15 protein-coding genes are annotated in these 12,400 nt (G+C 68.5%); 12 read left to right on the top strand and 3 right to left on the bottom strand.

The window, feature by feature from the left end; genetic code table 11:
* Nucleotides 1-118: porin (locus VF536_RS16425; protein ID WP_331615938.1), on the bottom strand; the 118-nt coding region annotated here is incomplete at its 3' end.
* A gap of 271 nt (nt 119-389) precedes the next feature.
* On the opposite strand from VF536_RS16425, the gene coq7 reads away from it, so the two are divergent.
* On the top strand, nt 390-1,049 hold the full coding sequence (gene coq7, locus VF536_RS16420; protein ID WP_414710393.1) for a 2-polyprenyl-3-methyl-6-methoxy-1,4-benzoquinone monooxygenase: 660 nt from the start codon (nt 390-392) through the stop codon (nt 1,047-1,049).
* 26 nt (nt 1,050-1,075) lie between these two features.
* Here coq7 and VF536_RS16415 read toward each other — a convergent pair whose 3' ends face one another.
* Complete coding sequence (locus VF536_RS16415; RefSeq protein ID WP_331615936.1) at nt 1,076-1,498, bottom strand: OsmC family protein; 423 nt, start codon at nt 1,496-1,498, stop codon at nt 1,076-1,078.
* A gap of 477 nt (nt 1,499-1,975) precedes the next feature.
* Between VF536_RS16415 and ilvA the strand changes: the two genes are divergently transcribed.
* Nucleotides 1,976-3,562 carry a threonine ammonia-lyase, biosynthetic gene (gene ilvA / locus VF536_RS16410; protein WP_331615935.1) on the top strand — a complete coding sequence of 529 codons (1,587 nt, stop codon included), beginning with the start codon at nt 1,976-1,978 and terminating at the stop codon, nt 3,560-3,562.
* 164 nt (nt 3,563-3,726) lie between these two features.
* Complete coding sequence (locus tag VF536_RS16405; protein ID WP_331615934.1) at nt 3,727-4,845, top strand: nicotinate-nucleotide--dimethylbenzimidazole phosphoribosyltransferase; 1,119 nt, start codon at nt 3,727-3,729, stop codon at nt 4,843-4,845.
* 97 nt (nt 4,846-4,942) lie between these two features.
* On the opposite strand, the gene VF536_RS16400 is transcribed toward VF536_RS16405, so the two are convergent.
* Entirely contained in the window at nt 4,943-5,617 is a 675-nt protein-coding gene (locus VF536_RS16400) for a hypothetical protein (RefSeq protein WP_331615933.1), read from the bottom strand.
* Between VF536_RS16400 and gspG the strand changes: the two genes are divergently transcribed.
* From gspG to VF536_RS16355, 9 genes are all read left to right on the top strand, one after another.
* Nucleotides 5,616-6,065, top strand: coding sequence for a type II secretion system major pseudopilin GspG (gene gspG, locus VF536_RS16395; RefSeq protein ID WP_331615932.1), 450 nt, complete (start codon nt 5,616-5,618; stop codon nt 6,063-6,065). The two genes, VF536_RS16400 and gspG, sit on opposite strands and share 2 nt — an antisense overlap.
* Nucleotides 6,066-6,117: 52 nt before the next feature.
* The gene (locus tag VF536_RS16390; protein ID WP_331615931.1) at nt 6,118-6,600 is read left to right on the top strand and encodes a type II secretion system protein; all 483 of its coding nucleotides are present in this window, start codon (nt 6,118-6,120) and stop codon (nt 6,598-6,600) included.
* Nucleotides 6,600-6,977 (top strand): type II secretion system minor pseudopilin GspI, encoded by a 378-nt coding sequence (gspI, locus tag VF536_RS16385; protein ID WP_331615930.1) that lies wholly within the window; start codon nt 6,600-6,602, stop codon nt 6,975-6,977. Before VF536_RS16390 ends, gspI begins: the two co-directional genes overlap by 1 nt.
* Nucleotides 6,977-7,633 (top strand): PulJ/GspJ family protein, encoded by a 657-nt coding sequence (locus tag VF536_RS16380; RefSeq protein ID WP_331615929.1) that lies wholly within the window; start codon nt 6,977-6,979, stop codon nt 7,631-7,633. The genes gspI and VF536_RS16380 overlap by 1 nt, the downstream gene beginning before the upstream one ends.
* The gene (gene gspK, locus VF536_RS16375; RefSeq protein WP_331615928.1) at nt 7,633-8,703 is read left to right on the top strand and encodes a type II secretion system minor pseudopilin GspK; all 1,071 of its coding nucleotides are present in this window, start codon (nt 7,633-7,635) and stop codon (nt 8,701-8,703) included. The genes VF536_RS16380 and gspK overlap by 1 nt, the downstream gene beginning before the upstream one ends.
* Nucleotides 8,704-8,859: 156 nt before the next feature.
* Nucleotides 8,860-10,107: a type II secretion system protein GspL gene (gene gspL, locus VF536_RS16370; RefSeq protein WP_331615927.1), complete on the top strand. Its 1,248-nt coding sequence runs from the start codon at nt 8,860-8,862 to the stop codon at nt 10,105-10,107.
* Nucleotides 10,104-10,601 carry a type II secretion system protein GspM gene (gene gspM / locus VF536_RS16365; protein ID WP_331615926.1) on the top strand — a complete coding sequence of 166 codons (498 nt, stop codon included), beginning with the start codon at nt 10,104-10,106 and terminating at the stop codon, nt 10,599-10,601. The genes gspL and gspM overlap by 4 nt, the downstream gene beginning before the upstream one ends.
* A 3-nt stretch (nt 10,602-10,604) precedes the next feature.
* Nucleotides 10,605-11,498 carry a type II secretion system protein N gene (gene gspN, locus VF536_RS16360; RefSeq protein WP_331615925.1) on the top strand — a complete coding sequence of 298 codons (894 nt, stop codon included), beginning with the start codon at nt 10,605-10,607 and terminating at the stop codon, nt 11,496-11,498.
* Between the two features lie 2 nt (nt 11,499-11,500).
* On the top strand, nt 11,501-12,400 hold a 900-nt coding region (locus tag VF536_RS16355; RefSeq protein WP_331615924.1), incomplete at its 3' end, for a secretin N-terminal domain-containing protein.

Below are 12,400 nucleotides of genomic sequence, written 5' to 3'. Positions count from 1 at the left end.
TGGCCTTCGTGTAACGGGCGGCCACGTCGATAACGCCGAACAGCGTGACGGACGATTGAGCGGCAGCGGCACCAGCGAAACCAGCCAGCACAGCCAGCGCGACGAGAGATTTCTTCATTAGAGACTCCTAGATCTTCAATGAGGTTGCGGTTGGTAGATCGCCCGCAAACCAAGCTCCTGCAATGAAGCTGTGGTGTATTGCAACAGGTCCGATCACGCCTGACCAGCAGCCACCCCGTAAAAGTCCTGATTTCGTTGGGCTGAAGCAACGCGTATGGGATTAAAAAATTGTGTCATCACGCATTCGCACAAAGGATCAACCCGCACCGGCGAACCACTTGACGCCACGCTCCTAAACTGCGGTGCCATGCCCACGGCGAGCATTCAAGATGGAATTCCAGCCTCCGCGCCCAGCGCGCATATTTTCCAGAACGGACGCGTGGATATCCACACTGGACCACAGCTTGAAGACGCTGGCGGGTGTCGCACCGATGGCCAGGCCGGCGCCGGCGTCCGCGATGCCGGACGCCCCGTTGGAGGAGCCGGAGCGCAAGCTGGCCGCCTCGCTGATGCGGGTCAACCATGTCGGCGAGGTCTGTGCGCAGGCGCTTTACCGCGCCCAGGCCCTGACCACACGCGACGAAGCGTTGCGCGAGCATCTGGAGCACGCCGCCCAGGAGGAGATCGACCACCTCGCCTGGTGCGCCGGCCGGCTCCGGGCGCTCAACGACCGCCCCAGCCTGCTCAATCCCCTCTGGTATGGCGGCGCCTTTGCGATCGGCGCCGTCGCCGGGGTGGTCGGAGACAAGGTCAGCCTGGGCTTCGTCATCGAGACCGAACGCCAGGTCGAGGCCCACCTGGCGAGTCATCTGGAGCGGCTGCCTGAGGGTGACCAGAGTTCGCGGGCGATCGTCTCGCAGATGAAGGAAGAAGAGGCCCGCCATGCCGAAGAAGCCCGGGCGCTGGGCGGGGTCGACCTGCCTGCGCCCGTGCGCAGGCTGATGCGGCTCGCCGCCAAGGTCATGACGCGGACGGCCCACCATCTTTAGAAGGAGGAGCGCCCCTTCCGGAGGGACTACCCCTCGACGATCTCCACCGAGGTGGTGATCTCGGCGGTCTTGGCCAGCATGATGCTGGCGGAGCAGTACTTCTCGTGGGAAAGCTGGACCGCACGTTCGACGGTGGCTTGAGGCAGGTTCCTGCCCGTGACGACGAAGTGCATGTGGATCTTCGTGAAGACCTTCGGATCGACCTCCGCGCGATCGGCGCTCAGCTTGACCTGGCAACCGCGGACATCGTGCCGGCCACGCTTGAGGATCAGCACCACGTCATAGGCCGTGCAGCCACCCGTCCCGGCCAGCACCGTCTCCATCGGTCGCGGCGCCAGGTTGCGACCGCCGCCGTCCGGCGCGCCATCCATGTTGATCATGTGGCCGCTGCCGGTCTCCGCGATGAAGCTCATGCCCTCGGCGCCCATCCAGTTGATCGTGCATTCCATTCGTCGTTCCTTCGTTGCATGGGCCGTTCGAGCCATCCGGCAGCGATCTGACCCCATTTTCAGTAGCGCCGTCCATCCACGCGCCGCACTCTGGCGGTGATTTTGCGCATTTAGAGACCCGACTCCAGGGCCGGAGACCTCAAAAAATATTGCAGCGCAACATGCATCCCCCTAGAATTCTAGGCATGCGATAGCGCTATCCCAAGTGTGGGGTCAGCCCTCGCGCCGATTGTCTCCTCCACCGCCTCCATGGTGGATTCAGCCCGAGGCCACAAGCCTCGGGCTTTTTTTCGTCCGTGCTCAGCCCGTCCTCAGCCCGACGACGACGCCCAGAGACGCAAGGCAGGCTCCTCCAATGGCGAAAGCGCGCTGCGGCGCCGCAGCCCAGGCGTCGCCGCGCCCCGGACAAACCCTGGCTATCATCGTCCGCCCGACTCCCGCCGCGTCCGCGCGGGAAGGGGAACTGGAGGGATTTCCATGGCCGGCACCCGCCGCGCATCGCGCAAGACCACCTCGACGCACCTCACGGCGCAACGCCCCGCGTTACTCCCCGCCGACCAGAGTTATCTCCAACGGATTCTTAACGCCAAGGTGTATGAGGTCGCGCAGGAAACCTCCCTCGACGCCGCCCGCAATCTCTCCAAGCGCATCGGCAACAAAGTCTGGCTGAAGCGGGAAGATCAGCAGCCGGTATTCAGCTTCAAATTGCGCGGCGCCTATAACAAGATGGCAAATCTCGCGCCCGAGCAATTGGCGCGCGGGGTGATTTGCGCCTCGGCCGGTAATCACGCCCAGGGCGTGGCGCTGTCGGCAAAGAAACTCGGCTGCCGCGCCGTCATCGTGATGCCGGTGACCACCCCCAAGGTCAAGGTCGACGCCGTCCAGGCGCTGGGCGGGGAAGTGGTCCTGTCCGGCGAATCCTTCACCGACGCCTATGGGCACGCGCTGGAACTCGAGCAGCAGCAGGGCCTGAGCTTCGTCCATCCGTTCGACGATCCCGACGTCATCGCCGGCCAGGGCACGATCGCCATGGAGGTGCTGCGCCAGCATCCCGGACCGATCGATGCGATCTTCGTCGCGATCGGCGGTGGCGGGCTGATCTCCGGCGTGGCCGCGTACATCAAGGCCGTGCGGCCGGAGATCAAGGTCATCGGCGTCCAGACCAAGGACTCGGACGCCATGGTGCGCTCGGTGCGCGCCGGCAAGCGGATCACCCTGACCGACGTCGGCCTGTTCTCGGACGGCACCGCGGTCAAGCTGGTGGGCGAGGAGACCTTCCGCGTCTGCCGCGAGCTGGTGGACGACTACATCCTGGTCGACACCGACGCCGTCTGCGCCGCGATCAAGGACGTCTTCGTCGACACGCGCAGCATCCTGGAACCGGCCGGCGGCCTGGGCGTCGCCGCGATCAAGCAGTACGCGGCGCAGCATGGGACCAGGGGCGAGACCTACGTCGCCATCACCTGCGGCGCGAACATGAACTTCGACCGGCTGCGTTTCGTCGCCGAGCGCGCCGAGGTCGGCGAGGAACGCGAGGCGCTGTTCGCCGTCACCATCCCGGAGGAGCGCGGCAGCTTCCGACGCTTCTGCGAGCTGGTCCAGGGCCGCAGCGTCACCGAGTTCAACTACCGCATCTCCGACAACCAGATCGCCCACGTCTTCGTCGGCGTCTCCATCACGAAACGCGAAGAAGCCGACAAGCTGGTCCGCAGCTTCGAGCGGCATCGATTCGCCACCGTCGACCTGACCGACGATGAACTGGCCAAGCAGCACGTGCGACACATGGTCGGCGGCCGGACCGAACTGGCGGAGAACGAGCGCCTCTTCCGCTTCATCTTCCCGGAGCGGCCCGGCGCGCTGATGCGTTTCCTGTCCAGCATGAGCCCGGACTGGAACATCAGCCTGTTCCATTACCGCAACCAGGGCGCGGACTATGGCCGCATCCTCGTCGGCCTGCAGGTCCCCAAGGGCGACGGCAAGGCGTTCAAGACCTTCCTCGACCAGCTGAACTACCCTTACACCGAGGAAACCGACAACCCGGTGTACCGGCTCTTCCTGCGCTGAACGCGCGTCAAGCCGACGTGACCTCGCGGGCGCATCGACGCCCAGCGATGGTCACCGTTACGGCTTGACACCAACAGCTGCCCCCGGGACAAGGGGCAGACGCGAAGCGGCGGGGGCAATTGCCAATGGCCCTGCCGCAGCGCGGACCGAGAATGGCGGTCCCCATGTCCATCCATCAGTCCCTCATCTCGCCGACCGCCAATCCGGAGCTGGAACGCGCCTTGCGCCAGCGCCTGGAGCGCCGTTGCACGCTGGCCGGCCGGCTCGGTGAACTGGAGCCGCTCGCCGTGCGGCTGGGGCTGATCCAGGCGACGCAGACGCCGAAGTTCCGCGACCCGACGCTCGTGCTCTTCGCCGCCGACCACGGCCTGGCGGTGGATGGAATCGGGCTGCCCAACGGCCGCAGCACACGCGAGCAGGCTCTGCTCGCCCTGCAGCATCGTCTGCCGTCGACCGTGTTCGCCCGCAACCAGGGCATGCACGTCACGGTCGTCGACTGCGGCATCGCCGAACCCCTGAGCCCTCAGCAGCGGCTGCTCGCGCGCAAGATCGCGCACGGGACGCGCAATTCGCGCGCCGGCGCGGCGATGACGGTCGAACAGGCCCACGCCGGCGTCCGTGTCGGCATGGAGATCTCCGACAACCTCGCGGGCAACGTGATCGCGTGCGCCGGCCTGGGCCAGGGATCGTTGGAGGCGTCGGCCCTGGTGCTCTCGCGCTTGATGGACATGCCGGTGCAGGACTTCATCATTTCCGGCCCCGACATGCCGCATGACGACTTGTCGCACCTGATGCTCGTGCTGCAAGGCGCCCAGCAGCGACACCGCGACGTGCAGGAACCGATGGCGGTCCTCGCCGCTTTCGGCGGTTTCGAACTGGCGGTGATGGTGGGCGCCATGCTGGTCGCGGCGTCGAAGCGGCAACTGATCCTGGTCGACGGCATTCCCGCCTGCGCGGCGCTGAAGGTGGCGTCGATGATCGCGCCGCCGGTCACCGACTATGCGGTCTTCTGCCGCAGCACGACGCATCGTGGATTGGACGAGGCACTGCAGCTGTTCCATGCGGCGGCGTTGCTGGAACTCGGCATGGAATGCGGAGACGGCACCGGCGCGACGCTGGCATGGCCCTTGGTGCGTTGCGCGGCGGCCCTGCTGACGGAAGTCCAGGATCTGCCCGACGGGGCCATCCACAGTCGCCCGTCCGACCTGCGCGACACGGGCTCGAGCAACGCAGGCGCGCTGCACACGGGTCCGGGGCGGACCGCGCTGGGTAGCAAGTACTGACCCCCAGGCGCGCCAGACAGGCCAGACACGCCTGTTGCGCCGGGCGCCTGCTGTCGCGTCACGCGCAGTCAGCGCCTCACGCGCTACCTCTTTGGAATTACTTGATCGGGTTGGCGCTGCCGTCCCCGGGCGGCATCTGCGGCAACGAACCGGTGACAGCGGTCGGCGGCACGATGCCGTCGGGTCCCGGTGCGCCGGCGTGCGGCGGCATCTGCGGACCGAAGTTCGGCGGAGGCGCCATGCCGCCGCCCGGTGCGAACTGGGGCTGCTGAGCGGGCATCGTCAGGTCCGGCGCGCCGGGCGCGAGGCTCAGGCGCACGGTCACTGCATTGCCGGCGCCGAGGCCCACGTCACGGCGATTGATTTCGATCAATTTCAGGTCGCCATCGACCGGATAGCCCATGCGCACGGGCTTCGGCAGCGCGCCGGCGATTGCGATCAACGCGACGCCTTCGCCGGGATAACGCCCACCGGTGGTCGGCGCGACGACGCCCAGCAACTGATAACGCGAAGAGGTGGCTTCGACCGGCGTCTCTGCCACCTTCGCGGCAGCGAATAGTCGAGTCCAGTCAACCGGGGCGCTTTCGGACGTCGCTGAACGCGTCATGGCGGGGGCCTGCGGGCCCTTCACCATCAGCGTCAACGCCCAATACGCGAGGCTCGCCGCCATCGCCGCCCAGACTACGAAGCTTAACCATCGTGCATGCATCCGACGATTATGATGCAGCGCGATGGGCCACCAAGGGTGGCTCCACGAGGATTGCAACACCATGCATCGACCCCTTTCGAAGTTCGCCAAGTTCTCTCCGCGCCGTGCCCGCGGCTTCACGCTGATCGAACTGATCGTCGCCATCACCATCGTCGCCGTCATGGGCGCGGTGGTCGTGCCGGCGGTGATGAACCACGTGTCCGAAGCCCGCCGCACTGCGGCGCGCTCCGATGTGAACACGCTGATGCAGTCGCTCAAGCTCTACAAGATGGACAACGGCCGCTATCCGAGCGGCGAACAAGGTCTGGCCGCGCTCGTGACCAAGCCCACCAACGGTCCCGCGGCGCCGAACTGGAAGGTCTACATCGAGAAGCTGCCCAAGGATCCCTGGGGCAATCCGTACCAGTACGACAACCCCGGCCTGAAGGGCGAAGTCGACATCTACAGCCTGGGCGCGGACGGCAAGCCGGGCGGCGAAGGCTCCGACGCCGACATCGGGTCCTGGGAATAAGCGCGCGGCCCGCCGTGCGCTTCGCCCCCTCCCCCACCGACTGCCCAGAGCCGTGCGCGCGCGTCCGTCCGGCCGACTGCTCCAGCGCGGCTTCACGCTGATCGAGCTGATCGTCGCGATCACGATCGTGGCGATCGCCAGCGCGACCGTCGCCGTGGCCATGCGCGACCGCGCCGACGTGCAACTCGAGCGCGAGGCGCTGCACCTGGCATCGGTGCTCGAGACCGCCCGCTCGGAAGCTCGCGCGGCGTCGCTCGACGTGCGCTGGCTGCCTGATTCGAACAACGACGCCAGCCGCTACCGCATCACCGGCCTGCCCGTCGCGCTGGTCAAGCGCCTGGAGCTGGAACGCCCCTGGCTGGGCGACGCGCCCATCGTCGAGATCGAAGGCCCGAGCATCAACGGGCGCTCGATCCGGCTGGGCCCGGAGCCGCTGATCGGCGCACAACGCGTGACGCTGATCCGCGGCGATCACCGCATCACGCTGGCCACGGACGGATTGCGTCCGTTCGCGATCGCCAAGGGCGGCGCATGATGCCCACGCTGCACCCATCGAAGGCGCGCGGATTCACGCTCGTCGAAGTCCTGGTGGCGCTGACCATCGTCGCCCTGTGCCTGGCGGCCGGCCTGCGCGCCTCCGGCGCGATGACGTCGAATTCCGACCGGCTCGCGATCAATTCGCTGGCGCAGTGGTGCGCCGAGAACGAACTCACCGAGATGCGCCTGACCAAGGTCTTCCCGAGCATCGGCGACAACAGCATCAGTTGCTCGCAGCTCGGCCGCGACTTCAGCGTCAAGATGTCGGTGCGCGGCACGCCGAATCCGAACTTCCGTCGCGTCGAAGCGCAGGTGTTCGACGACCGGGACCGGCCGCTGCTGACGATCACCACCATCGTGGGACGCAACTCCTGATGCGCCGCACGACAGGCCCCTCCCGGCGCGCGGCGCGCGGGTTCACGCTGATCGAGGTCGTCGTCGCGCTCGTCGTGATGGCGGTGATGTCGGTCATGGCGTGGCGCGCGGTGACCGTGCTGACGACCAGCCGCGAGCGCAACGAGGCCGCGATGGATCGCGCCGAAACGCTGCAGACCTTGATCCGCCAGTGGGAGCTGGACCTGCGCGAGGTGCAGAAGAGCGACGTCTTCGACGCCCTGACCTTCGACGGCGCGACGTTGCGCATCACGCGCCGGCGCGAGACGGGTCTGCAGCTCGTCGCCTGGCAGTTGAAGGAAGGTCGGCTGGCCCGCTGGGAATCGCAGACGCTGTCCAACGCCGATGCCTTGCGCGACGCGTGGTTCCGCAGCCAGCAGCTCAACGCCGGGGAAATGCGCGAGCTGCCCGGCCTGGATCGCGTCACCGGCTGGCAGATGTACTTCTTCCAGCAAGGGGCATGGGCCAACGCGCAGTCCTCGCTCGACAAGGATCCCGCGAGCAACGACCCGGCGAACAAGGGCGCGGCGGTGAGCAACGCCGTGCCGGATGGCGTCCGCATGCGGCTGCAGTTCGGTGAAGACAGCGGCTATCGCGGCGAACTGGTCCGCGAAGTCTCCGTGGAGGGCGGCAGCTGATGCGCGCCGTTCACATCGCTCACGCTCGTCCACGGCGGCAGGCGCGCAGGCGCCGCGGCGCGGCGCTGCTCACCGCCTTGCTGATCGTGGTGCTGGTGACGACCTTGTCCGCTGCGATGCTGTGGCGGCAATCGCGCTCGATCCAGATCGAGGCGGCCGACCGCGGTCGCGCCCAGGCGGACTGGGTGCTGCAAGGCGCGCTGGACTGGGCGCGCCTGATCCTGAGCGAGGACGTCAAGTCCGGGCGCAACAACGCCGCGAAGAGCGACGACCTCGGCGAGGTGTGGGCCGTGCCGCTGGCCGAGGCGCGCCTGTCGAGCTTCCTGTCTCAGGACGAGAACAAGTCGGAGGACGCGGGTCCCGACGCCTTCCTGTCCGGCCACATCGAGGATGCGCAAGGCCTGTTCAATCTGCGCAACCTCGAGACGGTGCCGACGCAGCCGCAGCCCGGACAGCCGCCGGATCCCCAGGCCACGCAGAAGGCGCTCGACAACCTGAATGCGGCGCGCAGGATCTTCCAGCGCGCGGGCATGAGCGCGTCGATCGCCGAGCAGGTGCAGAAGAACCTCATCGCCTCCGCCGGCGGCAAGGGCACGGACCAGCAGGGCAACGTGCCGCTGAGACCGGTCCGGATCGAGCAGCTGCGCTGGTTCGGTCTCAACGACGAGCAGGTCGCGCGCCTGGCAACCCTGGCCGTGCTGCTGCCGAAGACGCAGACGACACTGAACCTGAACACGGCCTCCCGGGAGGTCATCGCGGATGTGCTGGGCGTCGATCTCGGCGTGGCCGACAGCATCGTGCGGGCCCGGCAGGGCAAGGCCTTCACGGCCTGGGACGACCGGCTCACGTCGCTGGTGGCGGGCATCCCCGCGACCGACACGCGCCAGGCGATGGCGGCCTTCACATCGAACTACTTCTTCGTCGAGGGCCAGTTGCGCATGGACGATCGGATCCTGGCGCAGCGCTCACTGGTGTTCCGGGACGGCACCAACGTCCGGGTCATCGACCGCCAGCGCCTGCTGCGCCAATCGGCGTTGCCCGGTGCACCCGGCTATGGGGCCGCCCCGTGATCGCCGCAGTCGACGTCGCGCGCCGCCCACAGGCGCTTGAAACGAATCGAAAGAAGAGGGACGGGATGCATGCACATGTAAAAGCGCGACTACGGGCTTGCTCGGGGGCGCGCGGCGCCGTTCCGTCACGCAAGCCCTCCTAGAATCCGCGATCTCATGAGTACCCTGCTCATCCTCCTGCCGGCCAGTCCGCCTCAGAACGGTCCCGCCCCGCAAGACTACGAATTCTGGTTCAGCTACGACGCGCAAGCGCCGGCCCACGCACACGGGCACGGACAGCGCGCCCCGCTGGACGCGATGCCGCACGCCGATCGCGTGATGCTGCTGCTCGGCGACGATCAGGTCAGCTGGCTGCCCGCGCAATTGCCCAAGATCAAAGGCGCAAAGTTGCGCAGCGCGATCGTCGGCGTGCTGGAAGACCACCTGCTCGAGGACCCCGAGCGGCTGCACCTCGCGCTGCTGGCCAGCCCCGACACCGAGGGCCAGTCCCACTGGGTCGCGGTGACGGCGCGCGAACCGCTGCGCGCGCATCTGCAGGCGATGGAGGCCGCGGGGCTCATCGTGGAGTCGCTGCTGCCGCTGTCATGGCCGCAGACCAACGACGGCAAGCCGGGGGGTGACGAGGACCGCGAGGACGGCGGTCATGTCTTCGCCGGTTCCGACGATCGCGCCCGCCTGCGCGTCTCGCGCGCCGACGGCGTGGCCACCTTCCCGCTGGACAGCGGCGGCCTGCGCGCTTGGCTCGGCGAGGACTGGTGGGCCGACGCGCCGGTGACCGCGAGCCCCGCCGCCTCGGCCGCTGCCGAGCAGTGGCTGGGCCGCAAGGTGCGCGTCGTCAACGACACCGACCGCGTCTGGGCCGCCCGGAAAGCGCCGGTCAACCTGCTGCAGTTCGACCTGACGCCGCGTCAGCGCGGCTGGCGGCGCGTCCACCAGGCCTGGCAGACGCTGCAGTCGCCGACGTGGCGGCCGTTCCGCTGGGGCGTCATCGGACTGATCGCCGTGCAGGTGATCGGCCTGAACGCGATGGCCTGGCAACAGGGGCGCGCGATCGACGCGCGCAAGGCCGAACAGGAGTCGCTGCTGCGCCAGGCCTTCCCGCAGATCCGCGTGGTGCGTGACGCCCGCGCGCAGATGGTTCGCGAGACCGAGGCCCTGCGCGGCGGTGCCGGCCAGGTCGGCCCCGGCGACCTGGAGGACCTGCTCGGTGCGGTCGCGCGTGTCTGGCCGCAAGGCGAGCCGCCGCTGCCCAACGTCCGATTCGAACAGGGCCGGCTGCTGCTGGCCGGGCTGACCCCGCCGCAACGCGCCCAGCTGCGCGACCGGCTGGGCCAGGACCCCGCGTTGCGCGTCTCCGAAGACGGCGAAACGCTCCAACTCAGCCTGCGACCCGACAACCGATGAACGCCATCACGACCATGCGACGGGACCTGACGGCCCGCTGGCAGGCCGCCACCCCGCGCGATCGCCTGATCGCCCGACTGACCGCGACCTTTGTCGGCCTGCTGCTGCTCTGGCTGATCGCGCTGGCGCCGGCCTGGTCCACGTTGCGCAAGGCGCCGGGCGAGATCGACCGGCTCGACCGCGAACTCCAGCAGATGCGCGCGATGGCGATGCAGACGCAGGCGCTGAAGCAGGCCGTGCCGGTATCGACCGAGCAGTCGATGACCGCCTTGCGGGCCGCGACGGCCCGGCTCGGCCCGTCCGCCGAACTGACGATCACCGGCACGCAGGCGCAACTGCGGCTGCGCGGCGTGCCCGGCGGCGCGCTGGCGATGTGGATCGGCGAGGCGCGCCAGGGCGCGCGCGCCCGTCCGCAGGAGGCCGAACTGCAAACGGGTCCGCAGGGCTACACCGGTCGCCTGACCGTCGTGCTGCCCGCGGCGACGGGGAACTGAGCGATGGCGAAACACCCTCGCTTCATGGAATCGGCCTTCGTCCAGTCGGCCTTCATGCTCCTGGCCGCGCCGGCCAAGGCGGTGCAGCTGGTCCGCACCGATCGCGGCGCCATGCGCTGGGCGGTCGTCGGCGCCGTGCTGGGCCTGCTGACCGCGATCGTGCTCTGGGCCCCGGCGGCCTGGCTGGCGAAGGCCGTGGCCTCGGCGACGAATGACCGGCTGCTGCTCGCCGACGCGCGCGGCAGCCTCTGGAACGGCAGCGCGCGCGTGATCCTCAGCCCGGGCGAGGGCAGTCGCGACGCGAGCGAACTGCCGCAACGATTGGGCTGGACCTTGCGACCCGCCTGGCTCGACGGCGGTCCCGGCGTGCGCCTCACGCTGGACCAGTCCTGCTGCATCAAGCCCGGTGCGCCGATGACGGCGAGCTTCGGCATGGACCGGCTCACGGTCCGTCTGCCCGATGCGACGCCCGAGCAGCCCTGGATCCGACTGCCGGCCGCCTGGCTGGCCGGCCTGGGCACGCCCTGGAACACGTTGGCGCCGGACGGCGTGATCGTCGTCAGCGCGCAGGGCTTCGTCTTCGAGGGCAAGGGCAAGACCATCGGCGTGAACGGTCTGGCCCAGGTCGAGCTGCGCGACTTCTCGTCGCGCCTGGCGCAGGTGTCGCCGCTGGGCAGCTACCGGATGAGCCTCGTGGGTGGCGGCACGGCGCCGCAACTGATCCTGACGACGATCCAGGGCCCGCTGCAATTGAGCGGCCAGGGGAGCCTGGGCGCGACGCGGACGCAGTTCCAGGGCGAGGCGACAGCCGCCCCGGGCAGCGAAGCCGCATTGGCCAATTTGTTGAACATCATCGGGCGCCGCCAGGGTGCGCGCTCGATCATCTCGGTGGGATGAGCATGAACAAGCACATGATGCGACCGACGGCGCTGGGCGTCGCGATCACCCTGATCGCGGGCAGCCTGCCGATGCAGGCCGGCGCACAGTCGACGCAGCAGCAGAACCGCCGACAGCCGGCCGTGCGCGCGAGCACGCCGGTCACGCTGAACTTCGTCAACACCGACATCGAGGCGGTGTCCCGCGCGATGTCCGCCGCGCTGGGCAAGCCGATCCTGGTCGATCCGCGCGTCAAGGGCACGATGACGCTGATGGCCGAGCAGCCGGTGCCGGTGCAGGAGGCCTACCTGAGCTACCTCGCCGCGCTGCGCGGCATGGGCTTCGCGATGGTCGAGGCGGGCGGGCTGCTGAAGCTGGTCCCCGAAGCGGAGGCCAAGCTGCAGACCGGCGCGGTGACGATCGCCGGCGAGACCAAGGCCCGCGGCGACCAGGTCGTGACGCAGATCTTCAAGCTCAGCCACGAGAACGCCAACAACCTGGTCGCGGTGCTGCGCCCGCTGATCACGCCGAACAACACGATCAATGCGAACCCGGGCAACAACAGCCTGGTCATCACCGACTACGCCGACAACCTGCAGCGCATCAGCCGCATCGTGGCGGCGCTGGACCAGCCTTCCAACACCGACATCGAGGTGATCCCGCTGCGCAACGCGGTGGCCTCGGACATCGTGCAGCTGGTGCAGCGGCTGTCGGACGGCGGCGGCGGCGCGCAGGGCGTCCAGGTGCAAGGCGGTGGCGGCGGCAGCGGCAGCGTCATGGCCGATCCGCGCAGCAACGCGCTGATCGTGCGCGCGGCCAATCCGGCCAAGCTGATGCAGCTGCGCGCCATGATCGCCAAGCTCGACCAGCCCAGCAGCGACACCGGCGGCAGCATCCGCGTGATCTACCTGAAGAACGCGGAC

Source organism: Roseateles sp., assembly GCF_036486225.1.
Lineage (GTDB): Bacteria > Pseudomonadota > Gammaproteobacteria > Burkholderiales > Burkholderiaceae_C > Roseateles.
This window is presented reverse-complemented; position numbering and strand designations above follow the sequence as displayed.

Bases quoted from the DNA above. Each gene is read 5' to 3' on its own strand.
- gspM (WP_331615926.1), top strand. From the start codon at position 10,104: ATGAACGCCATCACGACCATGCGACGGGACCTGACGGCCCGCTGGCAG.
- gspK (WP_331615928.1), top strand. From the start codon at position 7,633: ATGCGCGCCGTTCACATCGCTCACGCTCGTCCACGGCGGCAGGCGCGC.
- gspN (WP_331615925.1), top strand. From the start codon at position 10,605: ATGGCGAAACACCCTCGCTTCATGGAATCGGCCTTCGTCCAGTCGGCC.
- VF536_RS16405 (WP_331615934.1), top strand. From the start codon at position 3,727: ATGTCCATCCATCAGTCCCTCATCTCGCCGACCGCCAATCCGGAGCTG.
- VF536_RS16380 (WP_331615929.1), top strand. From the start codon at position 6,977: ATGCGCCGCACGACAGGCCCCTCCCGGCGCGCGGCGCGCGGGTTCACG.
- VF536_RS16400 (WP_331615933.1), bottom strand. From the start codon at position 5,617: ATGGTGTTGCAATCCTCGTGGAGCCACCCTTGGTGGCCCATCGCGCTG.
- VF536_RS16415 (WP_331615936.1), bottom strand. From the start codon at position 1,498: ATGGAATGCACGATCAACTGGATGGGCGCCGAGGGCATGAGCTTCATC.
- gspL (WP_331615927.1), top strand. From the start codon at position 8,860: ATGAGTACCCTGCTCATCCTCCTGCCGGCCAGTCCGCCTCAGAACGGT.
- ilvA (WP_331615935.1), top strand. From the start codon at position 1,976: ATGGCCGGCACCCGCCGCGCATCGCGCAAGACCACCTCGACGCACCTC.
- gspG (WP_331615932.1), top strand. From the start codon at position 5,616: ATGCATCGACCCCTTTCGAAGTTCGCCAAGTTCTCTCCGCGCCGTGCC.
- gspI (WP_331615930.1), top strand. From the start codon at position 6,600: ATGCCCACGCTGCACCCATCGAAGGCGCGCGGATTCACGCTCGTCGAA.
- coq7 (WP_414710393.1), top strand. From the start codon at position 390: ATGGAATTCCAGCCTCCGCGCCCAGCGCGCATATTTTCCAGAACGGAC.